Source organism: Bordetella sp. H567, assembly GCF_001704295.1.
In the GTDB taxonomy this organism is placed as follows: domain Bacteria; phylum Pseudomonadota; class Gammaproteobacteria; order Burkholderiales; family Burkholderiaceae_B; genus Bordetella_C.
The window spans coordinates 2,467,927-2,487,557 of the sequence record NZ_CP012334.1; the positions used below are offsets into that span (position 1 = coordinate 2,467,927).

General features: G+C 67.5%; 15 protein-coding genes and 1 pseudogene. 5 read left to right on the forward strand and 11 right to left on the reverse strand.

Annotated features, from left to right (window positions below):
* The first annotated feature begins 67 nt into the window (after window positions 1–67).
* Both AKI39_RS11105 and AKI39_RS11110 read left to right on the forward strand, forming a co-directional pair.
* Complete coding sequence (locus AKI39_RS11105; protein WP_066642739.1) at window positions 68–1,810, forward strand: ABC transporter ATP-binding protein/permease; 1,743 nt, start codon at window positions 68–70, stop codon at window positions 1,808–1,810.
* Window positions 1,811–3,646: an ATP-binding protein gene (locus AKI39_RS11110; protein WP_066635643.1), complete on the forward strand. Its 1,836-nt coding sequence runs from the start codon at window positions 1,811–1,813 to the stop codon at window positions 3,644–3,646.
* A 14-nt stretch (window positions 3,647–3,660) separates the two neighbouring features.
* Here AKI39_RS11110 and AKI39_RS11115 read toward each other — a convergent pair whose 3' ends face one another.
* Window positions 3,661–4,935: an MASE1 domain-containing protein gene (locus AKI39_RS11115; protein WP_066635646.1), complete on the reverse strand. Its 1,275-nt coding sequence runs from the start codon at window positions 4,933–4,935 to the stop codon at window positions 3,661–3,663.
* A 206-nt stretch (window positions 4,936–5,141) separates the two neighbouring features.
* Between AKI39_RS11115 and ggt the strand changes: the two genes are divergently transcribed.
* The 3 genes from ggt to AKI39_RS11130 all read left to right on the forward strand — a co-directional run bounded on the left by ggt (window position 5,142) and on the right by AKI39_RS11130 (window position 8,882).
* On the forward strand, window positions 5,142–6,806 hold the full coding sequence (gene ggt / locus AKI39_RS11120) for a gamma-glutamyltransferase (protein WP_235610823.1): 1,665 nt from the start codon (window positions 5,142–5,144) through the stop codon (window positions 6,804–6,806).
* Window positions 6,806–7,036 (forward strand): SlyX family protein, encoded by a 231-nt coding sequence (locus tag AKI39_RS11125; protein WP_066635649.1) that lies wholly within the window; start codon window positions 6,806–6,808, stop codon window positions 7,034–7,036. Before ggt ends, AKI39_RS11125 begins: the two co-directional genes overlap by 1 nt.
* Window positions 7,037–7,301: 265 nt before the next feature.
* Window positions 7,302–8,882 carry a glycosyltransferase family 39 protein gene (locus AKI39_RS11130; protein WP_066635652.1) on the forward strand — a complete coding sequence of 527 codons (1,581 nt, stop codon included), beginning with the start codon at window positions 7,302–7,304 and terminating at the stop codon, window positions 8,880–8,882.
* A gap of 12 nt (window positions 8,883–8,894) precedes the next feature.
* Here the strand turns inward: AKI39_RS11130 and AKI39_RS11135 are convergent, their stop codons facing one another.
* From AKI39_RS11135 to AKI39_RS11175, 10 genes and pseudogenes are all read right to left on the reverse strand, one after another.
* Window positions 8,895–9,338 carry an SRPBCC family protein gene (locus tag AKI39_RS11135; RefSeq protein ID WP_066635654.1) on the reverse strand — a complete coding sequence of 148 codons (444 nt, stop codon included), beginning with the start codon at window positions 9,336–9,338 and terminating at the stop codon, window positions 8,895–8,897.
* Entirely contained in the window at window positions 9,335–11,005 is a 1,671-nt protein-coding gene (locus AKI39_RS11140; protein WP_066635656.1) for a flotillin family protein, read from the reverse strand. Before AKI39_RS11140 ends, AKI39_RS11135 begins: the two co-directional genes overlap by 4 nt.
* A 12-nt stretch (window positions 11,006–11,017) precedes the next feature.
* Window positions 11,018–11,848 (reverse strand): phosphoenolpyruvate hydrolase family protein, encoded by an 831-nt coding sequence (locus AKI39_RS11145; protein ID WP_066635658.1) that lies wholly within the window; start codon window positions 11,846–11,848, stop codon window positions 11,018–11,020.
* Entirely contained in the window at window positions 11,829–13,106 is a 1,278-nt protein-coding gene (locus tag AKI39_RS26225; RefSeq protein WP_201258589.1) for a Tm-1-like ATP-binding domain-containing protein, read from the reverse strand. The genes AKI39_RS11145 and AKI39_RS26225 overlap by 20 nt, the downstream gene beginning before the upstream one ends.
* 519 nt (window positions 13,107–13,625) lie before the next feature.
* Window positions 13,626–14,102 (reverse strand): annotated as a pseudogene (locus AKI39_RS26230) (ABC transporter ATP-binding protein); the annotation flags it as partial.
* A complete protein-coding gene (locus AKI39_RS11155; RefSeq protein WP_201258561.1) occupies window positions 14,092–14,961 on the reverse strand; it encodes an ABC transporter ATP-binding protein in 870 nt (289 codons plus the stop codon). The gene AKI39_RS11155 and the pseudogene AKI39_RS26230, both read right to left, overlap by 11 nt.
* Window positions 14,958–16,244, reverse strand: coding sequence for an ABC transporter substrate-binding protein (locus tag AKI39_RS11160; protein WP_083228773.1), 1,287 nt, complete (start codon window positions 16,242–16,244; stop codon window positions 14,958–14,960). The genes AKI39_RS11155 and AKI39_RS11160 overlap by 4 nt, the downstream gene beginning before the upstream one ends.
* A complete protein-coding gene (locus AKI39_RS11165) occupies window positions 16,241–17,371 on the reverse strand; it encodes a branched-chain amino acid ABC transporter permease (RefSeq protein WP_066635663.1) in 1,131 nt (376 codons plus the stop codon). Before AKI39_RS11165 ends, AKI39_RS11160 begins: the two co-directional genes overlap by 4 nt.
* A gap of 26 nt (window positions 17,372–17,397) precedes the next feature.
* Window positions 17,398–18,342 carry a branched-chain amino acid ABC transporter permease gene (locus AKI39_RS11170; protein WP_201258562.1) on the reverse strand — a complete coding sequence of 315 codons (945 nt, stop codon included), beginning with the start codon at window positions 18,340–18,342 and terminating at the stop codon, window positions 17,398–17,400.
* An 8-nt stretch (window positions 18,343–18,350) separates the two neighbouring features.
* Window positions 18,351–19,631, reverse strand: a complete 1,281-nt coding sequence (locus tag AKI39_RS11175) for a metal-dependent hydrolase family protein (RefSeq protein WP_066635666.1) — start codon at window positions 19,629–19,631, stop codon at window positions 18,351–18,353.

The window sequence follows — 19,631 nt, forward strand, 5'->3', positions numbered from 1 at the left end:
GCGCGTCGCGGCATCGCCGGACAGCCTGGATAGCGGCGGCAAAATATCCGCGGATTCGCTGGCGGCCATGTTCCCGCCGGGCGGGGGCCGCCGGATTTCAGCCTGGAGCTTGATCAAGCCTTATTGGATTTCCGAGGATCGCCATCGCGCCCGCGCCCTGCTGGCGTTGGTGATTGCGTTGAACCTGGCCATCGTCTATGTCAACCTGCGCGTCAATACCTGGTACGCCACGTTCTATGATGCGTTGGACAAGCGCGACCTTCCCGCATTCACGCACTTGATTTTGGTTTTTACCCTGCTCGCCTTTATTTTCATTGCGCTGAGTACCGTGCAGATCTATTTTCGCCAGATGCTGGAATTTCGCTGGCGCCAATGGTTGACGGACGTCTACCTGCGCCAATGGCTGCTCAGCCGCTCTTATTACCGGATGGAGCGCGACCATATCGTCGATAATCCGGACCAGCGTATCGCCGAAGACCTGCGCAGCATGGCCACCAATACATTGGCGCTGTCGATAGACCTGATATCGACCATCGCCACCTTCTCGGTTTTCGTGTCCCTGTTGTGGATGCTGTCCGGCGCGCTCAGTTTCGCGCTGTTCGGCCATGCGGTGCGAATACCGGGCTACCTGGTATGGGCCGCGGTGGCCTACGGCATATTGGGTTCTTTCCTGGTCCACAAGATTGCCAGGCGCCTGGTGGACGTCGGATATCGCCAGCAGAAAGTCGAGGCCGATTTCCGCGTGCTGCTCGTACGCGTGCGGGAAAACGCCGAGCAGATCGCGTTCTACGATGGCGGTCCGGAAGAGGGCCGCCGCGCCCGCGCCGCATTCGGCGCGGTGCGCAATAACTGGCGCGAAATCATGCGATACACCAAGCGCCTGGTCTTCGCCAGTTCCGTCTACGGGCAGATCGCGATCATCTTTCCGCTGGTGGCGGCCGCGCCTCGCTATTTCGCGGGTGCGTTTACGATCGGCGTCCTGATGCAGCTGAACAACGCGTTCGGGCAGGTCAGCGGCGCCTGTTCCTGGTTCATCAACAGCTACGCCACGCTGGCGGATTGGCGCGCCACCCTGAACCGGTTGCGCGAATTCAGCAAGCGCATGGGCGAGGGCGATCCCGACCGCCTGTCGCGCGAACACGGCAATGAGGTTGCCGCCCGCGGCCTGCACGTCTTCCGTCCCGATGGCCGTCCGCTGGGCGTACCGTCAACCTTCCGCGTGGCGCCCGGCGAGCGCTGGCTGGTGCGCGGCCCCTCGGGCGCGGGCAAGAGCACCTTGCTGCGCACGCTGGCCGGCTTGTGGCCGCACGCGGCCGGCGACCTGGTCATGCCCGCCGGCGGGGGTTCGGGCGGCGGCGGCAAGGGCCATGCCGCCCTGTTCCTGCCGCAATCCACCTATGTGCCCGACGGCACCTTGAAACAGGCGGTCTGCTATCCCGACCCGGTGGATGCCTACAGCGATGCCGAATGCGCCGAGGCGCTGCGCCTGTGCCGGCTGGAGGCCTATGCGGACCAGCTCTACGTCGCCGATGCCTGGGCGCGCCGCTTGTCGCCGGGCGAGAAGCAGCGGCTGTCCTTCGCGCGCGCGCTGCTGCTCAAGCCGGCTTTCCTGTTCATGGACGAGTCCACCTCCTCGCTCGATACCGATACCGAACGGCATCTGTACGAAACCCTGTTGCAACGCCTGCCGCGCGCCGCCGTGATCAGCGTGGCGCATCGCGATACCTTGGCGCGCTTCCATACGCACGAGATGCATGTCGGACCGCAAGCGGACGCGCGGCCGCTGGCGTTGGCGCCGGCCGGGACTTGAATGGCTCAGGATTTCATCATCGCGCCGGGAGTGTTCTGGCGGGAAATCGTCCCCGGCCTCGTGCTGCTGCTGGCCACCGCCATCGGCGTGTCGCTGGGGTATTGGCAACTGCGCCGCGAAGTCATGCGGCGGCGCGCGGTCGAGGCGCAGCTGCAGGCCGCGCGCGACCTGGCCGATAGCGCCACGCTGGCGAAGTCCACCTTTCTCGCGACGATGAGCCACGAGATCCGCACGCCGCTCAGCGGCATCATCGGCATGCTGGACCTGTTGATGCGCGCGGCGATGGGTGCGGAACAGCGGCAGATGCTGCGTGCCGTCAATTCGGCCGCCAATTCGCTGCTGCAGATACTGGACCAGGTCATGGACTTCTCCAAGATGGAAGCGAATCGCATGAGCCTGGAATCCGTGCCGGTGGATCTGCGGGCCATGGTGCAGAGCGTGGTCATGGTCATGGGCGAACCCGCGCGGCGCCGCGGCGTGAAAACCCGCTATGTCGTGGATGAAGCCGTCAGCGCCACGGTGCTGGGCGATCCGCTGCGCATCCGGCAGATCCTGACCAACCTGATCAGCAACGCGGCCAAGTTCACGGCGCAGGGCGAGGTGAGCCTGACCTTGACGGTGGATGCCGCCGACGCGGGACATCAATCCCTGCGCTTCGTGGTGGCGGACACGGGTATCGGCATTCCGCGGGAAAAGCTGGCGCAGGTCATGGCGCCGTTCCGGCAGGCCGATACATCGATCTCCCGCCACTACGGCGGCAGCGGTCTGGGCCTGTCCGTATCCAGCCGGCTGGCCGCCTTGATGGGTGGCAAGCTGGTGCTGGACAGCGATCCAGGCAAGGGGACGCGCGCGACCTTCCTGTGCCGCCTGCCGGTGGGGCCCGCGACCGAAGGGATTTCCGCGGGCGCCATGGCCCGGCAACTGGCCTTGCCGGCCCCCGCGCCGTCGTTGCCGACGCTGGCCTGCCACGATGGCGCCGGCGCATGCGGCCACACGCATGCCTGGGACCCAGACCATGGCATGCCACCCACGTCCGGCGAACCGGCACCGTGCGCCGACAGCATGTCCGACGGGCCGCGCCTGCTGGTCGTGGACGATCACGCGATCAATCGCGACCTGATCCGCAGGCAGCTCGCCACCCTGGGCTATGCCTGCGACGTGCGAGCCGATGGCACGTCCGCGCTGGAGGCCCTGCAATCGGCCGGCTACACGATGCTGCTCACGGATTGCCACATGCCCGCGATGGGCGGCGCCGAACTGGTCGCGGCATGGCGTGAAGAAGAGCGGCGCCGCGGCGGCGCGGCGCGCCTGCCCATCGCCATGGTGACCGCCCGGACGGACGCCGACCCGGCCGATGGTCCGGATGTCGACGCGCGGGTCCGCAAGCCGGTCACGCTGGACCGCCTGCGCGCGGTGCTTCTGGATTGTCTGCCCGCGCACGCGGTGACCGCCACGCTCGCGGACGGATCCGGCCAGGTGGTACGGCCCGTCCCGCAGGCTGGCCTGGCGCTACCGGTGCTGCGCGAACATTTCCGTCAGGATGAGGCGGCCCTGCGCGAGTTCCTGCGGACTTCGCTGGCGGCCTTGCGGGCCGATCTGGTCCAGGCCCTGGCCGACCTGTGCCCGCAGTGCTGCGAACGCTACGCGGACTGGCTGCATCGGGCGCTGGGCGCGCTGAGCATGCTGGGACACTGGCCGGTGGTGGACGAAGGCAATGCCCTGGAGGCAGCGCTGCGCGGTGCGCCCAACCTGGGCTTGCTGCACGAAATGCTGCAGTTCCTGGAGCATTTCGCCCAGACCGTGGACGACATCGAAAGGGAAGTCGGCCTGCTTTGACGCGGCGGGGCGGTTCAGTATCGCGCGTCGTCGGTGGCCGCGCCTGCCAGTCCGGTCATCCTGTCCGGGAGCTGGCTGATCGCCGATCCCGTCATTTCGACGACATGGAAATCGCCGGCCGGACCGAGCATCCGCACTTGCAGCCGGCGCAGCGCGTACGAATCCGCGCCCATATGCAGCCACACCCTCGCGCGGTCCCGGTCGTCGGCGTGCAGGCGAGCCAGCCAGTCGTCCAGCGGCATGGCGGCCTCGGGCAGCGGGATGTCCTCAGGCAGCTGTCCCAGCCAGTACATGCGCTGTTCCGCGCGGCGGTATTCCCACGCCACACGGCCACTGACCTGCAGCGCGGCTTCGAGCTGGCGCGTCAGCGCGGCCGTGCGCATGAGGGCCTGTTCGCGATCCGCGGACAGCGCCGTGGTGACCAGGCTCAGCAGCGCGGCGCAGCCCAGGAAACCCTGCACGGCCAGTAGCGGCTCGCCATCGAAATGCGCGATATTGGCATACGGCCCCATGCCGCTCATGGTGTAGGAGCCGGCGACCAGCGCCAGGCCGGCGACGATCGCCGTGCTGCCGATCGCGCCCCAGGCAAGCGCCACGATCGCCACGAACAGCAGCGGGCCGTAGCTCATGCCGAAGCCGTCGTGCCATACGATTTGCTCTCCGCCCGGTGGATTGTCGAAAACAATGGTGGTGCCGGCCAGCAGGGCGAAGGCGGCGATCACGCCGATCCACAAGTGCAGCACGTTCTGTTCGGCCAGCGCGCGCGCACGGAAGTGCGACCACGCCAGGATCATCGGCGTCGTGATGAGGCAACCCACGAACCCGGCCAGCGTCCACACATACCAGTGCGTCGCGGACGCGGAGGAGTCGACGGCGCGCAGGCCCAGGACGGCCAGCACCCCGCCTGCCACGCTGCCCACGGACAGCAGCACGATGAACCACAGCGTGGCGGGCAGGGTGGCCAGGGTATCCGAGGCGTGGGTGCGCCAGCGCCACAGCGCCGCGACGCCGGCGCAGAACACCAGGTCGGTCAGGGCGAAGACCAGCGCCACGGGCAGCGTGCGCTGCCCGACCAACATGCCCGTGCCGACATGCAGCAAGGCGGCCAGCGCCATCCAGCCGGGCCAGCGCCGCGGCGGCTTCATCATCAGCGTGGCCATGAGCACGCCGGCCGGCGGCCAGAACAGCGTGGAGAGCGTGGCGGCGTCCCGTTCGCGCATGCTGACGATGGCCAGGCAGACATAGCCCAGCGCGAAACCCAGCAGGCACAGCACGCGGCGATGTGTCATGGCGTCAGGACGGAGATGGTTCCGGAACATCGGGCGCATCTTACAATGGCCGCCGGGGAGATCACACGCCAATTGCAAGGGGAAGGAAGATGGATATTCAGCGCTTTCGCCACATTGCCGCATGGGCGGCCGCGGCGCTCCTGTGGGCCGGATTCCTGCCCGATGGACTGGCCGCGTCGCGTCCCGCCGTCGAGGCCACTAACGGCATGGTGGTGACGTCGCAATACCTGGCCTCCGAGGTTGGCGTCGATATTTTGAAAAAAGGCGGCAACGCCATCGATGCGGCGGTCGCGGTGGGCTATGCCCAGGCGGTGGTCAATCCCTGTTGCGGCAATATCGGCGGCGGCGGGTTCATGACGATACACCTGGCCGACGGCCGCGATACCTTCATCAACTTCCGCGAAACGGCGCCGGCCGGCGCATCGCGTGACATGTACCTGGACGCCAAGGGCGACCTGGTCAAGGGCGCCAGCCTGTTCGGCTATCGCGCCGTCGCCACGCCAGGCACCGTGCTTGGCATGGACACCGCGCTGCGCAAATACGGGCGCTTGTCGCGCCAGGCCGTCATGGAGCCGGCCATCAGGCTGGCGCGCGACGGCTTCGACCTGACGCGCGCGGACACCGATATCCTCGACACCAGCACGGCGATGTTTCGCGCCGACCCGGAAGCGGCCAAGGTCTTCCTGCGTCCGGACGGCACACCCTTGCAGCCGGGCGACCGGCTGGTGCAGGCCGAGCTGGCGCGCACCCTGCAGGCGATCGCGGACCAGGGGCCGGATGCTTTCTACAAGGGCCGCATTCCGGCGGCGGTCGAGCAGGCCTCGGCGCGAGGCGGCGGCGTGATCAAGGCGGCGGACTTCGCCGCCTACAGGATCACCGAAACGGCGCCCATCACTTGCAACTACCGGGGTTATGTCTTCGTGTCGGCGCCGCCGCCCAGTTCCGGGGGCACGACCTTGTGCGAGATCCTCAACATCCTGTCCGGCTACGATCTGCGCGCCATGGGCTATGGGTCCGCGCAGTCGGTCCACGTGATGGCCGAGGCCATGCGCCATGCCTACATGGACCGCAACACCTATCTGGGCGATCCCGCCTTCGTGGACAATCCGCTGGGACGGCTGCTCGGCAAATCCTACGCCGCCGCCATACGCGAGAAAATCGCCGGTGACCGTGCCACGCCGTCGGCGCAGGTCCAGCCCGGCATGGCGCCGCATGAAAAAACGGAGACGACGCACTATTCCATCGTCGACAAGGACGGCAATGCCGTGTCCACCACGTATACGGTCAACGGCCGTTTCGGCGCCGGCGTCATCGCGCCGGGCACGGGCTTCTTCCTGAACGACGAGATGGACGACTTCACCACCAAGATCGGCGCGCAGAACCTCTTCGGCCTGGTGCAGGGCGCCACCAATGCCATCGAGCCCGGCAAGCGGCCCTTGTCATCCATGGCGCCCACGCTGGTGACGCGCGACGGCAAGACCTACATGGTGCTGGGATCGCCGGGTGGATCGCGCATCATCACGATCACGCTGGAGACGGCCATCAACATCATCGACCACGGCATGGCGCCACAGGAGGCGGTGGACGCGGCGCGCATCCATCACCAGTGGCTACCGGACGAGGTCTATTACGAAAAATATGGCCTGTCGCCCGATACGCTGAACATCCTGCGCGGCATGGGCTACAAGATGGTGGAACAAACGCCATGGGGTGCGGCTGAACTGGTGCTGGTGGGCCTGCCTGACGAAACGCGCAAGGACGGCACGGCCAGTTCGGGCAACGACGCCTCGGTGTCCGGCTCGGTACGGCCCGGCTATCTGTATGGCGCCAATGACGAACGCCGCCCCGCTGGGTCGGCACTGGGGTATTGATGGACACGGAAGGAACGCAGGATCTGGCGCGGCGCGTCAAGGAACTCGAGATCAAGGCGGGGTTCGCCGAGGATCTCCTGGAGGAGCTGAACCAGACCGTGCACAGGCAGCAGGCGCAGATCGAAAAACTGGCGCAGCAGATCGGCCGGATGCGCCAGCAGATGGCGGACGCGGATGAGGCCAAGGACGCGTTCCGCAGCCCAAGGGAGGAGCTGCCGCCGCATTATTGACGTGCCATCCTTGCGTGGCATCGCTGATGTGGCATCGCTGCCGTGGCAGCGTCGCCGTATCGGCATAGGCGTGCCGCTGCGCGGCCCTGCTTTGATGGACTTTACACGCGCGTGGCAGCTGCTTGCGCGCAGTTGCACGCCGCCCCGTTTCGTTTCCACGGCGCGGCCACGCTTCGCGCGCCAGCGCGGGGAACCGCGTCGCCTCGGACAGTCCTAATAGCGCCGGAATGGGTAGCTCCCATTCCCATCGCTATTCCTGGGACTCATGGCAGAAATCTTCCTTCCTTCGTATTTTCGCGCCGGCCGCGACAGCGCGGACGCCGAAACCGGCACGGCGCGCCTGGCGGTGCTGCTGGCCGTCCATGGCATCGTCTGGACGATTGCGTCAGCCCTGTACCGGTCCAATCTGGATTGGGCAGGCGATATGCTCGAAAACTATACCTGGGGCATCGCCTGGCAAGCGGGCTATCACAAGCATCCCCCGCTGTTCGCCTGGATGACCGCGGCCTGGTTCACCGTCTTTCCGCATACCGACGTCGCGTATTTCGCGCTTTCCGTGGCGAACGCGCTGTTGGGCGTGTGCGGCGTCGTGGCGCTGGCGCACCGTTTCCTGCCGGCGCGCGAAGCCGCGGTGGCCGGCCTGGCCCTGGCCGTATCCCCCATCTACACCACGCTGGCGATCAAGTTCAACGCGAATACCGTGCTGTTGTCCCTATGGCCATGGACCGCGTATTTCTTCGTGCGGTATATCCAGACGGGCACGCGCAAGGCCGCGCTGGCGATGGGTGCCGCGGCGGGCCTCGCGATGCTGGGTAAATATTTCTCCGTCGCGCTGCTCGTCGGCCTGCTGCTGGCGGGCTGGGCCCGGCCGGCCTGGCGCGCGCGGCTGCTGCAGCCGCAGGCGCTGCTGGCGGTCATGGCGGGCGCCATCGTGCTGTGGCCGCACATGCGATGGCTGGTGGATCACGGCATGCCCACCTTCGCCTACGCGCGCGATCGCATGCATGAGATCGCGCGGCCTTTGCCGGCGGTGGCCGCCGATATGGCCGTCTATGGCCTCGTGCAGGTGGCCTACCTGCTTCCCAGCATGGCGTTCGTGCTGCTGCTGGCCGGACATGCGCGCGGCCGCGCGGCCAAACTGATGCTGCATGGCTATGTGCGACGCTCGCTGCAGCGGGACCTGTGGTGGCTGGCCATGGGCACTTTCCTGGCGATATGCGCGCTGGCCATGGTGACGCGGACACATCTGTCTTCGCTGTGGGGCAATACTCAGTGGTTCGCGATCACGGTGTTCTGGCTGGCGGTACTCGCCAACGCGGGCGTCCGGCTCGACATGCGGCGCATTCCGGTCGTGATGGCGGTGTACTGGGCCCTGACGCTGGCCTTGTCCGCCGGCGGCGGCTACCTGAAGGCCGTCCATCACGACAGGCTGGCGATGGAGCCACGCCAGGCGCTGGCGCGGGCGGCGCACGACGCATGGGACCGCGGCACGGCACAGCCCCTGCGTATCGTCGCCGGCAACGACAAAGAGGCAAGGGCGGTGTCGTTCTACGCGCGCGAACGCATACATTACTGGGACGTCCTCGATCCGGCCGCCACGCCGTGGGTCACGGAAGCAGACGTCCGCCGCGAAGGCGTCTTGTTCGTGTGCCGCGACGACGACGCGCATTGCCAGCGTGCCGCGTCGTCCTTCAGCGGCGAGGAGCCCATGACGATAACGGTGCATAAGACGACTTGGGGCATCCGCATGCCTGAGCGCCACTATGTGCTGTTCCTCCTGCCGCCGGGCAAGCCGGCCGGGGCGGATGTGACGACGGCGCGAATGACCGCCCCCGTGGCGCCCTGATGCGCCGCGGTCTCAGCGCCGCTGCACCATCCGTGCCTGCAGCGCATGGAAGCCGGCCAGGAACACCTCCTGGCTGACGAAGCGCTTCAGCTCCGTCTCGCGCTCCGGCGCGGCCGTGAATTCGGCGCTCCATTCGCCGAAGCAGCGGTCGCCGTCCGTGACCGGTGTCAGCTTCAGGGTCGCGACGTAGTCGGATACCCCCATGGGGCTTTCCAGGATGGCGTAGGTAAAGGTGTAGTCGTAGTCGGACAGGGCCAGCAACTGCTCCCGGATCGACCCGCCGTCGCGCGTATGGAAATAGCGCACACAGCCGATGCGGTCCGCCGTCAGGCCGTTTTCGATCAGGGAGTCGGCGATCAGCGGGTGCCATTGCGGCATGCCGTTGAAGTCCCGCACGGCCGCCCAGACATCCGCGGCGGGCGCATCGATGACGCTGGATACGAAAACGGTGGTCATGGCTTTTTCTCTCCGGCGGGCGCGGCCAGGCTGCCCGCGCCCGCCATGCGGTTGATATCGGCGCTGTCCAGCCCGATTTCCTTCAGCAACTGATCCACGATGGGCGCCTGCGCCCGGAAGCGCAGCGCCGAATTGACCACCGCGTCGGAAAAGCTTCCGCCGTGGTCGTGCCCACCGGCGCCGCCGGACAGTCCATCCACGTGCATGATCCGTATGCTGTCGATTTTCTCCATGGGCTTGACCGATTCGCGGATGATTCCTTCGACCTTGTCCAGCAGGCGCATGCGCAGGGCCGAGGCGCGCGCTTCCGGCGTCAGGATGTTGGACGACTCGTTCATCATGCGCAGGCCTTCGGCTTCCACCTCATGGCGGATGCGCGCGGCGGCCAGGCGGATGCGCTCCGCGTCGGCCTGGGCTTCGGCTTCGGCCCGCATCGCATAGCCGCGGTCCTCGCTGGCGGCCCGCTGCGCCTCGGCCGCCACGCGCAGCCCCAGCGCCTCGCGCTCGGCCGTCTGCGCCGCGGCCACCAGTTCGATACGCTTGCGCCGTTCGGCCATTTCCAATTCGCGCGCGGTAAAGATTTTCTCTTCCGCCGCGACGGCCAGCGCCCGCGCTGCATCCGCGGCGGCCTGCGCCTCGGACTGGGACTTCGACTGCATGGCCACGGCAATGGAGCGCTGCTGTTCGGCCAGTTCGATCGTCTTGCGCCGCTCGATTTCGGCCGCCTGCAGTTCGCGGTCCTTGTTGATGCGGTTGGATTCGACGATCTGTTCCGCGCGCAGCCTGGCTTCTTCCACGGCTTGTTGCGCGGCGATCTGGGCACGCTGGCCTTCCTTGTCGCGCTCCGCGCGTTCGCGCGTCAGGGTGGCGCGCTGTTCGGCGCGGGCGATCTCCAACTCCCGCTCCTGGGCCAGGCGCGCGGCTTCCGACTCGCGGTCGATGTCCAGGGAGAGTTTTTCCGCTTCCAGGTTCTTGTTGCGGATCGCGATGAGCGTGTCCTGTTCGATGTCGTTGCGCTGCTTCTTGCGCCGTTCGATCTGTTCGGTCAGGCGGGTCAGGCCTTCGGCATCGAAGGCGTTGCTGGGATTGAAGAACTCCATCGGCGTCTGGTCCAGCTGGGTCAGCGACGCGGCTTCCAGTTCCAGGCCGTTCTTGGTCAGGTTGTCGGCGACGGCCTCGCGCACGCGGCGCACGTAGTCGCCGCGCCGCTCGTGCAGTTCCTCCATCGTCATCTCGGCGGCCACCGTGCGCAGCGCGTCGACGAACTTGCCTTCCAGCAGTTCCTTCAGCTGTTCGGGGGCCATGGTCCGCTGGCCCAGCGTCTGCGCGGCGTCCGAGACTGCCTGGGCGCTGGCCTGCACGCGCACGTAGAACTCCGCGATCACGTCCACGCGCATGCGGTCCTTGGTGATCAGGGCCTTGTCGCGTCCGCGCGCCACCTCCAGCCGGAGCGTGCTCATATTGACGGGGATGACGTCGTGGACGATGGGCAGCACCAGCGCGCCGCCGTCCAGCACCACGCGCTGGCCGCCCAGGCCGGTGCGGACGAAGGCCCGCTCCTTGGATGCGCGCAGGTACAGCCAGTGCAGCAGCCCGACGATGACGGCGGCAACGATCGCGATCGCGAGCACGATCAGCAGAAAGGTGCCGAATTGTGAGCCTGACATGATGAGCCTCTTTTATCGGGTGATTTGCTTGAACTGCCGCGCGGTTTCGGTAAGCGCGGTTTCGGCCGGCAGGCGCTCCATGCTGGAAGCGCCGAAGAACCCATGGCACTGCGGGCATTGCGACAGGATGTAGGCCGCGTCCCCGGGTGCCGAGATAGGGCCGCCGTGGCACAGCACGATGACGTCGTCGCGCGCCCTGCGGGCGGCATCCGCCCAGGCCTGGATGCGGGGCACGCATTCGGCCAGGGTAGCCGCCGTGCGCGCGCCGATATCCCCGCCCGTGGTCAGTCCCAGGTGGCAGACGACCACGTCCGCGCCGGCGCGCGCCATATCGGCGGCGTTCTCCGCGCTGAACACATAGGGCGTGGTCAGCATGTCCATGGCATGCGCGCGCGCGATCATCTCGACCTCCATGCCGTAGCTCATGCCGGTTTCTTCCAGGTTGGCGCGAAACACGCCGTCGATCAGGCCCACGGTCGGGAAATTCTGCACGCCGGAGAAACCGAGCACCTGCAGCCGCCGCAGGAAGGCATCGGCGATCATGAACGGGTCCGTGCCGTTGACGCCGGCCAGCACCGGGGTATGGCGGACCACGGGCAGCACTTCGTGCGCCATCTCCAGCACGACCTCGTTGGCGTTGCCATAGGCCAGCAAGCCGGCCAGCGAACCGCGTCCCGCCATGCGGTAGCGTCCGGAGTTGTAGATCACGATCAGGTCCACGCCCCCGGCCTCTTCGCAGCGCGCGGACAGGCCTGTACCGGCGCCCGCGCCGATGATGGGCTCGCCGCGCGCGATCATGCCGCGCAGGCGTTGGACGATGGTTTCACGCGCGATGCGCGGCATGGCGGCTCTCCTGGCTGGGCGACAAGGGAAGGGGCGGGCCGTCCGCCTGGATCTCGCGGAAGGCCTGGACCAGCGCCTCGGCAAAACGCGGGTCGTTGATGTGATAGGGCAGGCGTCGCAGCTGGCGCGCCGGCGACGGGCGAAATCCCTGTTCGATGGTGGCGTACAGCGCGCGGTCGGCGTCCGGATCCCAGAAAGGCTGGCCCGGCATGTCGATGGCCGAGACCCCGCCTTCGGGCAGCAGGAAGCGCACGGGGCCGCGCATGCGGTTCAGCTTGTCCACGAGGAAGGCGCCGATGCGGCGGTTTTCCTCCGGCGTGGTGCGCATCAGCGTGATGTTGTCGTTGTGCCGGTACAGCTTGCGCGCGCGGAAGCGTTCCGGCACGGTGTCCATGGCCATGAAGTTCACCATGTCCAGCGCGCCGCAGGAGCCCACATAGGGGATGCCGCTCTCGACGATGGCATCCAGGCGGCCCGGCCCGGCGGAGAACACGCCGCCCACGATCTCGTCGGCGATCTCCGTCGTCGACACGTCGATCACGCCTTGCAGCAGCCGCGATTCGACGAGTTTCTCCATGGAGTTGCCGCCGATGCCCGTGGCATGGAACACCATGCAGTCGTAATCGGATCCCAACGCCGCGGTGACCGCCTGCACGCAAGGCGTGGTGACGCCGAACATCGTCAGGCCCACGGCGGGGCGCTGGGCCTGGGGGGGCGGGGCGCGATGCAGCACCATGCCCGCCAGGGCATGGGCCGCGTTGCCCAGGACCTGGCGGCTGATCGGGTGGATGCCGGACACGTCCGTGACGGAATACATCATGCAGATGTCGCTGGGGCCGACATAGGGCCGCACGTCGCCCGACGCCACCGTGGACACCAGGACCTTGGGTATGCCGATGGGCAGCGCACGCATGCCTGCGCTGGCCAGCGCGGTGCCGCCTGAACCGCCCGCGGCGATGACGCCGCCCAGGTCGCGCCGGCTGGGCAGGAAACGGGCCAGCGCGCGCGCCATGGCCGAGACGGCCGACCCGCGGTCGCCGGTGAAGACGGCCTGTTCGCCATCCGGATGATGGCGGGCCACTTCGCGAGGATGCACGCCGGCGGGCGAGGGCTGTCCGGACGTGGAGACATCGACGGTCACCGTGCGCAGGCCCAGGCGCTGCAGGCAATCGCGCAGCAGGAAGAGCTCGCGCGCCTTGGTATCGAAGGTTCCCACCACGTAGGCGGCGCGGTTCACGGCGACGGCCACGGGCGGCATCGCCGGCGGCGGCGCGGCCGGCGGCCCGCCGTCCACATCGCTGCCTTCGTCCGCATGGCCCATCGGGGCCGGCACCGCGCTCTCCTGCCAGCGATTGAAGCCCTCGTCCGCACGCGGCAAGGCGGGTGGCGGGGAGTCGCCGGCGTGCTCGCGCCTGATCGTCAGGACTTCCACCATGCCCGCGCGCGGCATCGCGGCGGGCGCGTCATCGTCCGGCGTCCCGGTGCCGGGCCCGGTGGCCACGCCCAACAGGCGCTGCTGCAACGCGCGGTCCGCGCCCAGTTGCGTGGCGGGCATCACGCGCGCCACCTGGCCGTTGACCAGTACGGCAACGGTGTCGGCCACGTCGATGGCCACCCCCAGGTTCTGCTCGATCAGCAGGACCGCGATCCGGCCTTCGCCGGCCAGGCGCTTGAGCATGGCGGCCACGTGTTCGACGATGACCGGCGCCAGGCCTTCGGTGGGCTCGTCCATCACCAGCAGCGTCGGGTTAAAGAGCAGGGCGCGGCCGATGGCCAGCATCTGCTGTTCACCGCCGGACAGCTGGGCGCCGCCGTGGTGGCGCCGTTCGGCCAGGCGGGGAAAGGCCGCATAGACGCGATCCATGGTCCATTCGCCGCGCCGCGCGCTGCGGGCGGCCAAGCGGAAGTGTTCGTCCACGGTCAGCGACGGCCAGACATGCCGGCCTTGCGGAACGTAGCCTATCCCCAGTTCGGCGATGGCATGGGGCGGCTTGCCCAGGATGTCCTGCCCGTGCAGGCGGATCGCGCCGCGCGCGGGAACCAGTCCCGTCACGGCATTGCACAGCGTGGTCTTGCCCATGCCGTTGCGGCCGACCACGGCCAGTACGCCGCGGGGCAGGATCAGCGATACATCGTGCAGCGCGTGCGCGCTGCCGTAGTACACATTCAGGCCGGCGATCTCCAGGACCGGCGTTCCGCCGCTGTCCTTGGGCGGTGCAGCCGTTGTGGCCCCGGTACGTGCGTCAGTGACCATGTCGCCGCTCTCCCATGTAGATGGCCTGCACGTCCGGATCGTTCTCGATCTCCTGCGGCGTGCCGTGGCGCAGCACGCGTCCGTTGTGCATGACGGTCACGCGCGTCGCCACCGACAGGGCGATTTCCAGGTCGTGTTCGATGATGACGTAGGCGATATGGGGCGGCAGCGCGCGCAGCAACGCCACCAGCTCGCGGCGCTCGGCGGGCGACAGGCCGGCGGCCGGTTCGTCGAACAGGATCAGGCGGGGCGCGCCGGCCAGGGCCATGCCGATTTCCAGCTGGCGCTGCTGCCCGTGCGACAGCAGCGCGACCGGTGTGTCGGCCAGTTGCGTCAATCCCGCGTGCGCCAGCAGCGCTTCGGCGGCCAGGTCCGAGGCGCTGGCCCTGGCGGTGCGCCGCAAGCTGAAGCGTCCACGCGAGACGCCGCGCACCGCCAGGTATAGATTGTCCCGCACGTTCAGGTCGCGGAACAGCAGCGAGGACTGGTAGGTGCGGCGCAGCCCGCGCCGGATGCGCTCCCAGGGCGGCAGCGCGGTCACGTCCTCGCCGAACAGCAGCACGCGGCCGGCGGTGACCGGATAATCGCCCGTGATCATATTGAACAGGGTGGTCTTGCCCGCGCCGTTGGACCCGAGCACGGCGTAGCGCTGGCCCGCCTCGACATTGAACGAGACCCCGTCGATGGCTTTCAGCGCACCGAATGCGCGGCTGATGCCGTGCAGTTCCAGCGCATGGAAATGGCCCACACGCCGCGCCGGTGCACCGGCTTGCCGCATCTCGGCGGGGCCCTCCTCGGTGGGAGAGGCCCCGGGAAACGAGGAGGAGGCGCCGATGGCCGCGCGCGTGCCGTCCATCATTTGCATTCCGGATTGGTGCGCGAGCCCAGCCCCATCTTGTCGAATTCCGCCTTCGACAGGCCCAGCCGCTGGTCCACGTCAGGAATGACCTTGACGAACTTGTTGTACAGCGTGCCGTCGCTGTTCTTCGCCACCTCCGTCAGGAAGATGTTGGCGACGGCGTTGCGGTTTTCATCCAGCTTGACGTTGCCCGTGGGGGTGGACACCGTCATGGTGGACAAGGTCTGGCGCAGCTTGGCCTGGTTGTCCGACAGATCGGCTTTTTCCTGCTCCAGCGCGTCCAGCACCGCCTTGGTATTGACGTAATAGGCATGCGCGAACAGGCTGGGACTGGGCAGGCCATCCTTGTACGCGGCGCGGTAATCGGCCACGAACTTCTTCCACGCCGGATCGCCGTAGTTGTCGGCGATCGGTCCCGCCGAGGGCGTGCCGATCAGGGCATCGCGGCGCTTGCCCTTGTAGCCCAGCACCGATTGATCGATGGTGATGGAGCCGGCGATCAGCGGCTTGTCGCCGCCGGCCTGTTCATACTGCGAGAAAAAGTTCACCGCGTCCGAGCCGCCCAGGGCGACGTAGATGGCGTCGATATTGTCGGGCAGGCGGGCGATGACGGACGAATAGTCCTTGGTTCCCAGCGGTACCCAATGCTTGTCCACGACCTTGCCGCCCGCCTTGCAGAACTCGATCATGAAGCCCTGCAGCAGCGAATAGGGAAACGAATAGTCCTCGGCCACGGAGACCACGCGCTTGTAGCCCTTGTCCTTGTAGGCATAGGTGCCCAGTCCCGCCTGCCATTGCGCGCCGTCGGGCGAAAACCGGAAGAAGTTGGGCGCGGGTTCCTGCAGCGTCGTGCCCTGCGCGGCCGACGAGCCGTTCACGAAAGTCACTTCGGGGTGCGTCTTGGCGTAGTTCTTCACCGCGATGCCCTCGGAGCCGGACAAGGGCCCGATCAGGATGCGCACGCCGTCCTGCTCCACCAGCTTGCGCACGGCGTTGACCGCCGTATCCGGATTGCCGTTGGACGAGGCCTTGATGATCTCGATCTTCTTGCCCGCCACCATGCCCTTGTGCTCGGCCACGGCCAGGTCCACGCCCCGCATGCCATCCTGGCCCGGCACGGCGAACGGCCCTTCGAGCGTGGCCAGGGCGCCGATCTTGATGACCTCCTGCGCCTTGGCGGGATGCGCGCCCAGCACGGCGGCAAGCGCCAGCGCCAGCGAGCCGGCGGCCTGGGCGGCGCGGCGCGGTGTGCGCGCAAGGGTGGCGGTAATCGCGTATGTCATGGATGTCTCCTGGTTCTCGTGGTGATTCCAGCGGGTGCGGCGCCGGGGGTGGCGCCCTGCGTATGAACCGGCTCGGCGGGCCGAGCCGGCCCGCGCAATCTGCGCCGCAGGCCCAGCAGGCCGTCCGGCGAAACCATCAGAACCAGGAGGAACACGCCCCCGATCACCAGGTTGAACCGTTCGCGGTCCACCAGATCAATGGCGAAGTTCTGCAGCAGCACGAACAGCAGCGCGCCCAGGAAGGCGCCAGCGGGATGCCGCATGCCGCCCAGCACGGCGATGATCAGGATATTGATCATGGACGTCGTGTTGACCGAGCCGGGGGAAATCTGCGAGTTGTACCAGACCAGCAGCACGCCGCCGACGCTGGCGATCAGGCCCGCGAGCGCGTGCGCGGCGATGCGATGCGCCGTCACGTCGAAACCCAGGGCCCGCATGCGACGGGCGTTGTCGCGTATGCCTTGCAGCGCCATGCCGAAGGGGGCGCGCGCCACATAGGCCACGGCCGCGTAGCCCAAGGTGGCACAGGCCAGGCTGATGTAGTAGAACGGCACCGGCGCGCGCAGATCCGCCCCGTACGGCGCGGGCGGCAGGATGCGCGCCAGGCCCTGGAAACCGTTGAAGACGGTGTAGTTCTGCTGGACCAGGTAGAAGAACGCCACGCCGATGGCCAGCGTGATCATGATGGTATAGATTCCTTCCGTGCGCACGGCCAGCATGCCGATCAGCGTGGCCGCCAGCGTGCCGATGGCCAGCGCGGCCAGGACGGCCAGCCACCACGGCCATCCCAGGCTGTGCGCCGCGTCGGCGTTGATGCCCAGCAGCGCCACCGCATAGCCGGCGATGCCCGCGACGGTCATCTGCGACAGGGTGACCATGCCGCCGTAGCCCGCCAGCAGCGCCAGCGACAGCGCGATCAGGCCCAGCACCAGCGACTGTGCGCCCACTTGAAAGATGAAAAAGGGCGTGGCCACGACGGGATACAGCAGCAAAGCCACCGCGATGCAGACATGGAGCAGGGTCGTGCGCGATACGCCACGCTGTTGGCGCCGCCCGACGCCGGCCGAGGCCACCGGATACGCTGCCGCCGGCTGGGTCATGACGCGCCGCCATTTCGCCGCACTCATTACGCTTTTTGCTCCTGTTCGCGCCGTCAGGCCCGCCTGCCCATCAGACCCTCGGGACGGAAGGCCAGCACGGCGACCATGATCAGAAAGGTGAACACCACGCCATAGGTGGGCGCATAAGCCAGGCCGAAGGTTTCCGCCAGCCCGATCAGCAGGGCGCCCACGGCGGCGCCGCTGATGCTGCCCATGCCGCCGACGATCACCACGATCAGGGAAGCCAGCAGGTAGCGCACGTCCTCGCCGGGTGCGATGGACAGGGCCGTGCCGCCCATGACCCCGGCGAACCCGGCCAGGCCGGCCCCGACGGCAAACGTAATCGCGAATACCTTTTGCACATTGACGCCGCTGGCCGACAGCATGCGTTTGTTGTCCACGCCGGCGCGGATCATCATGCCGACGCGGGTCCGGTTCAGGAACAGCCATAACGCCGTCCCGATCACCACCGCCGACAGCAGTACGACCAGCCGGAAGCCCGAGTACTTGCCCACGCCGGGCACGCTCACCACACCCAAGAGCCAGCGCGGCGGATCGAACTGGTAGGCTTCGCCGCCCCAGATCCACAGGAAGATATCGGCCAGTACGATGGACAGCCCCAGGGTTACCAGCGTCTGCCTCAAGTCCTGTCCTTCCATGTGCTGGAAGACCAGCAATTGCAGCAGCAGGCCGGCCAGTGCCGTGGCCACGAAGCCGGCGGCCAGCGCCAGGAACCACGACCCGGTCGCATCGCCCACCGTATAGCCGATATAGCCGCCCAGCAAGAACAAGGATCCGTGCGCCAGGTTGACGTTGCGCATCAGGCCGAACACCAGCGTGAAACCGCTGGCAACCAGGAAATAGAGGGCGGCCAGGGTCAGCCCGTTCAACAGCGACAGGCCAAAAAGCCGCGCGTTGTCCGCGATGGCGACAGCGGCCAGCCCTGACAGGATGGCCAGCAGGGCGAGAGCCAGGATCCAGGACCCGTAGCGCTTCACGGCGCGCCTCAGGCAGCCCAGCGCGTGCTGCGCGCGCTGGCGATCTGCGGCGCCCGGTGGAACTCGCCGTCCTTCATCACCGCCAGGATGCGCTTCTTGTCCTGCAGGATGCGGATATCGGCCAGCGGATCGCCGTCGATGAGCAGCAGGTCGGCCAGGTAGCCGTCGCGGATCTGCCCCAGTTCGTTGCCCTGCATCATGATCTGTCCGCCCAGGGTCGTGGCCGACAGCAGCGCCTCCTGCGGCGACATGCCCACGTACTTCACGAAGTACTCCAGGTCGGTGGCGTTGGTGCCATGGGGCGTCCAGGCAAATCCGTAGTCGCCGCCGGGCAGGATGCGTATGCCGCGGCGGTGCATCTTCTTCATCGACTCCACGGCGACCTCGAGTTCGCGGTGATAGCCCATCTTCGCGGTGACCTCGGGCGTCAATCCCCACTCGCTGGCGTGGTACGAGGTATTCACCAGCCAGGCCAGGCCCGGCGCCACGAAGACGCGATCCTTTTTCGATTCCAGCATGTCCAGCGCCTCTTCATCCGTGAAGCTGGCGTGGTAGATGATGTCGATGCCGTGGCGTATGCACTGCTTGATCGACTCGCAGGATCGCGCGTGCGCGGCGACGCGCTTGCCGAAGCGCCTGGCCTCGGACACGCACATGGCGACCTCCTCTTCGGAAAACTGCGTCATTTCCGCCGGCAGTCCCGCGATGTACTCGCCCGAAAGGTTGATCTTCAACTGGTCTACGCCATACTTCACGAACAGCCGCACCATCTTGCGCATTTCCTCCGGGCCGTTGACGATGGCGCCGAAGCTCAGTTCCGGGTAGGGCATGTGCGGCGGCGTCGAATCGCCCAAGCCGCCGGTGGTGGTGATTTCCTGGCTGGCCGCCAGGTAGCGCGGGCCGACGATCTGGCCGTCGCGGATGGCATTGCGCGTGACCACGTCCAACCGCGGCTTGGCCGTTGCCGCGCCCACGCAGGACGTCCATCCCATGTCCAGGTAGCGGCGCGCCACGGTGATGCACCAGACGACATGCTCTTCGACGGGCATGCGCTGGATGGCATCCAGCGAGGGCTGGTCGTTCCAGGAAAAATGGGTGTGGGCCTCGGTCATGCCCGGCATCAGGAAGGCGCCCGCGCCGTCCACGACCGTGACCCCGCCCATCGTCAGGGAACGCGTGGAGCGCGACACGCGCGTGATGCGGTTGCCCTGGACGAGCACCTCGCCCGAATAGGGCAGCGCACCGGTTCCATCGAATACGCGTACGTTGGTGAACAGCACCTCTGCCAT